This is a genomic window from Aeromonas sp. MaB10011B, assembly GCF_017939325.1.
Taxonomy (GTDB): domain Bacteria; phylum Pseudomonadota; class Gammaproteobacteria; order Enterobacterales; family Aeromonadaceae; genus Aeromonas; species Aeromonas caviae.
On the sequence record NZ_JAGKRK010000053.1, the window covers coordinates 1 to 4,486 of the forward strand.

3 protein-coding genes are annotated in these 4,486 nt (G+C 59.5%); all 3 read left to right on the top strand.

Annotated features, from left to right (window positions below; translation table 11 throughout):
- Window positions 1–526 precede the first annotated feature (526 nt).
- The 3 genes from J9893_RS13580 (at window position 527) to J9893_RS13590 (ending at window position 4,422) form a co-directional block, all read left to right on the top strand.
- A complete protein-coding gene (locus J9893_RS13580) occupies window positions 527–958 on the top strand; it encodes a hypothetical protein (RefSeq protein WP_246875592.1) in 432 nt (143 codons plus the stop codon).
- A 312-nt stretch (window positions 959–1,270) separates the two neighbouring features.
- Window positions 1,271–1,855: a class I SAM-dependent methyltransferase gene (locus tag J9893_RS13585; protein WP_005330546.1), complete on the top strand. Its 585-nt coding sequence runs from the start codon at window positions 1,271–1,273 to the stop codon at window positions 1,853–1,855.
- Complete coding sequence (locus J9893_RS13590) at window positions 1,852–4,422, top strand: DEAD/DEAH box helicase family protein (RefSeq protein WP_246875594.1); 2,571 nt, start codon at window positions 1,852–1,854, stop codon at window positions 4,420–4,422. Before J9893_RS13585 ends, J9893_RS13590 begins: the two co-directional genes overlap by 4 nt.
- Window positions 4,423–4,486: the final 64 nt, after the last annotated feature.

Below are 4,486 nucleotides of genomic sequence, written 5' to 3' on the forward strand. Positions count from 1 at the left end.
CCCTGAGCCCTTCACAACTATCCACGATGAGGAACAGGCGCTGGCGCCTGATGGCAAAGCGCGTCAGGTGACCCTGATTTAAGGCTGGCTATCCGATAGCACGATCAGTGTAAAAACCAGCAGTGTGAAAACAATCAAGGCGCCAGGCGAAGGCCAGCAAGACACTGCCGCAACTGGACGCCATGCATATGGACTTCGAACAGGATCGGTTGTCATTGATCGTCGAGGCTCTGGAAGAGCCCGGCACGATTGCCATAGAGGAAACGGCGCCGACGGCATAGTCGTTTAACGATGCAGATCGCGTAAAACAATCAAGGCGCTACACAGGCGCCTTGATTGTCTGGGTTGCAACCCATTGCCATCGTCGTCCAGCAGACCCCGCCGATAAACGCCGGCGCGGTGCTCAGGCCCCCGCATCTGCTCCAAAATGCGACATGTTCATGTAACCAGTATCGGCGTGGGGTTACAGGCGGCATATACTGGCCCCGCTTGAAGAGAGTCCCCGCCCGTATCAAGGAGTACGATTATGTCCCCCTCTTTAACTCCGCTCGGCGTATTAGCTGGTGCCCTGTTACTGCTGGTGGTCCAGAGTGCCGGGGCCGCCGACTGTACCTATCGCAAAGACAGCCTCGGTAATAACCGCTACCAGTGTGATGATGGCAATAGCGGCACCCTGCGCAAGGACAGTCTCGGCAACGTCAGGGATTCGCAAAGCGGCACCACCTGGCGCAAAGACTCTCTCGGCAATGTGCGCAGCAGCGAAGGCACCACTTACCGCAAAGATAGTCTAGGCAATGTACGGGTCAGCAATCCCAGCACCGGCGAGACCGTCACCTGGCGTAAAGATAGCCTCGGCAACCTGCGGTCCTCCAATGGCACAACTTGTCGCACCAACTCCTTGGGGCAAGTTAGATGTGATGGGCAGAGCACACCGCCAGCAGTGTTGGGCGCAAAGTGAACCCAGACTGTGGTTCTGATCTATTAGACCGCCATGATGAATCGCTGACGCAGCGTACATCTTGGCCAAATAGTAGAAATGATCGATTTGGTGATCTGGCTTCATAGAGCTACCGTGCTCTCAGGCTTAGAATAACACTCTTTTTGATAGCATGAACTGAGCGCCGTTAGGGTCAATAGAGCATTTATGAATAGCGAAGAAGGTGCCAGTTGGCCTTCCCGTACTGCGGATTGTCTGAAATGGCACTGACTCGATTTTTTTACCCCTAACTCTCTGTTAATCTGAGCGTTTTGTGCTAGGTGCCTGCTTACTATGTCTATCGATTACTACAACCAACACGCCGATAGCTTCGTCGAAGGCACGCTGTCGGTCGATATGCAGCCGCTTTACCAGCGCTTCCTGCCTCTGCTCGCTCCCGGCGCTCATATCGTCGATGCGGGCTGCGGCTCTGGTCGGGACAGTCTCTACTTCCGAGAGCAGGGCTTTCAGGTCACTGCGTTCGATGCCAGCGCGGAGCTGGCCCTGCGCGCCGAGCGCCTGCTTGGTCAGCCGGTGCAACTGTGCCGTTTCGATCAGTTCGTGGCTCCCGCGCCGGTCGATGCCATCTGGGCCTGTGCCAGTCTGCTGCATGTTCCCCGTGCCGAATTGGATGCCGTAATGGTCCATCTGTGCCAGCAACTCGCCGACGGTGGTCTGCTCTATTGCTCGTTCAAATATGGGGTAGACGAGACCGAGCGCGATGGCCGAGCCTTCACCCAGTTGGATGAGGCGGGGCTGCAAGCCCTGATAACGCCGTTGCCGCTGAGCGAGGTCGAGATCTGGCAGACTGCGGATCGACGCCCCGGCCGCGAGCAGGAGTGTTGGCTTAACGCCATCGTGCGCAAGGTCGGGTCATGAGTGCACCCGTGCTCATCAGCGGGGGAGAGGCGGGGGATCCGGAGTTCAACGATCCCCTGTTGCCACATCTGCTGGACGCCATCGCCCGTTGTGGCGAGGGTAGCCGCATTGAGTTGTGTGTCTCCTTTATTCGCCAAAGCGGGCTGGTGTTGTTGCGCGGTGCCCTGCACGAGGCGCTGGCGCGAGGAGCACGGCTTCGGGTGATCACCTCGGACTATCTGGAGGTGACCCAGCCGGTGGCGCTGCGCGAGTTGCTCAAATTTGATCCCGCTCGCTCTTGCGCGCTGATCTACCAGAGTCAGGGCAATCGCGGTTTTCACCTCAAGTCCTATCTGTTTGTCCAGCACGCAGCCCAGTACCTAGGCCAGCAAGTTGGCCAGGAAGGGTCGCCAGCGGTGCTCGGTGGTCAGGCGTTTCTCGGCTCCAGCAATATCTCTGCCGCCGCCCTTACCGAGTCGCTGGAGTGGAACTGGTCGCTCAGAGCTGAGCCGAGCGGACCCAGCGAGCCGCATCACAGCCTGCGTCAGCTCGCGGCTCAAATCGAGCGGCTGGCGCAAGACGCGCGGGTCGTGCTCCTTACCCACGACTGGATAGATGGCTACCTCGCTCGCTATCGGCAGAGCGCGCTGCGGGAGTTGCGGGTGCTCACCGGGGATCATCGCAGCAGCGCCGAGCAGCTGCGTGAAGCCCCCATCCCCAACAGCGTGCAGCAAGAGGCGCTGATGGCGCTGCAAGCCGCGCGGGCACAGGGGCATAAACGGGGCGTGGTGGTCATGGCGACCGGCCTTGGTAAGACTTGGCTCGCGGCTTTTGATGTGCGCCAGATGCAGGCGGCCCGCCTGCTGTTTGTTGCCCATCGGGAGGAGATCCTGACCCAAGCGCGCCAGACCTTCTTGCACATGGCGCCGCAGGCAAATTCTGGCCTCTATCACGGTCAGCAGCAGGATGAGGCCGACTGGTTGTTTGCCTCCATCCAGACGCTGGGCAAGAGTCGGCATCTGCTGCGCTTTGCACCGGATCACTTCGATTACGTGGTGGTCGATGAGTTTCATCATGCCGCCTCACCCTCCTACCGGCGCTTGCTAAACCACTTCAAGCCCCGCTTCCTGCTCGGGCTGACCGCGACCCCTGACCGCACCGATCAGGCCGATATTCTGGCGCTGTGCGACAACAATCTCGTCTTTGAACGGGGGCTGGCGCTCGCCATTGAGCAAAAGATGCTGGTGCCGCTCACCTATCACGGCATTTTGGATGACACTATCGACTATGCCGCGCTGCCTTGGCGCAACGGTCAGTTTGACCCCCATGCGCTGGAGAGTGCCTTCGCCAGTCAGAAGCGGGCTCAGCACGCCCTTAGCCAGTGGCGACGTTTACGCCAGCAGCGCACGCTGGCCTTCTGCATCTCGACCCGTCATGCCGATTTTATGGCCAGCGTCTTCCAGCAAGCCGGAGTGCGGGCGGTAGCCGTCTATGCGGGCTCCCGTCAGGGGCGACAAGCCGCCCAGGAGCAATTGGCCGCCGCCGAGCTCGATATCATCTTCTCGGTAGATTTGTTCAACGAAGGCACCGACTTGCCCGCCATCGATACCGTGCTGATGCTGCGTCCCACCGAGTCGCGCATCGTGTTCCTGCAACAGTTGGGGCGGGGCTTGCGCCTCTATCAAGGCAAAGAACGCTTGGTGGTGATCGATCTGGTGGGCAATCACAAGGCGTGTCTCTACAAGCCTCAGCTGCTGCAAACGCAATTGACCTACTCGCCAACGCACGCAAACAGGGCGATGACGCTGGCGGCAGGTTGTTTTATCAATCTGGATCCCAAGCTGCTTCCGTTGCTAGCGCTGTTAAAAAGGCAGCAGCAACCGACTCTGCTTGAGACCTATCAGATCCTCAAGGAGTACCTCGGTTATCGTCCCACTGCGCGGCAAACCTGGGTTGCCCGGCTGGGTGAGCAACTGCGTTTCGATACCCAAAAACAGGGGGGCTGGTTTGAGCTGCTCGCCCAAGCGGGCGATCTGGGGGAGGAGGAGCTGCGCGTGCTGAACCGGCACGGCGACTTTCTGCGTGCGGGGGTGGAGAACACCGCGCTCAACAAGAGCTTCAAGTTGATCCTGCTATTGGCCTTGCTCGAACTCGACGGTCTGCGTGAGCCACCCACCTTGGCAGCGCTGGCCAGCCACTCCCGTTACCTGTTCGAGCGGCATCCCGAGCTGGCCCGTCTCGATCTGCCGGCCAAGCAGCAAGCCCTGAGCGCCGACAGCCCGGCTTGGCTCAGTTACTGGAAGAGCAATCCGATCAAGTTCAGCAGTGGCGGCAATCCAGGCGCCAAGGGGGAGTACTGGTTCGAGGTAAGGGAGGATCGCTTCTGCCCACGCTTCGCGGTGAGTGAGGAGGATATCGATCCTCTGCATCGCATGGTGCAAGAGCTGCTGGACTTGCGTCTGGCCCAATATCAGCAGCGCAAAATCGCATCGGCAGCCGCCATTTCCCCTGAGCCCTTCACAACTATCCACGATGAGGAACAGGCGCTGGCGCCTGATGGCAAAGCGCGTCAGGTGACCCTGATTTAAGGCTGGCTATCCGATAGCACGATCAGTGTAAAAACCAGCAGTGTGAAAACAATCAAGGCGCCAG

What these genes read in the sequence shown, in the direction of transcription:
- J9893_RS13585 (WP_005330546.1), top strand. Translation starts at nt 1,271, where the DNA reads ATGTCTATCGATTACTACAACCAACACGCCGATAGCTTCGTCGAAGGC.
- J9893_RS13590 (WP_246875594.1), top strand. Translation starts at nt 1,852, where the DNA reads ATGAGTGCACCCGTGCTCATCAGCGGGGGAGAGGCGGGGGATCCGGAG.
- J9893_RS13580 (WP_246875592.1), top strand. Translation starts at nt 527, where the DNA reads ATGTCCCCCTCTTTAACTCCGCTCGGCGTATTAGCTGGTGCCCTGTTA.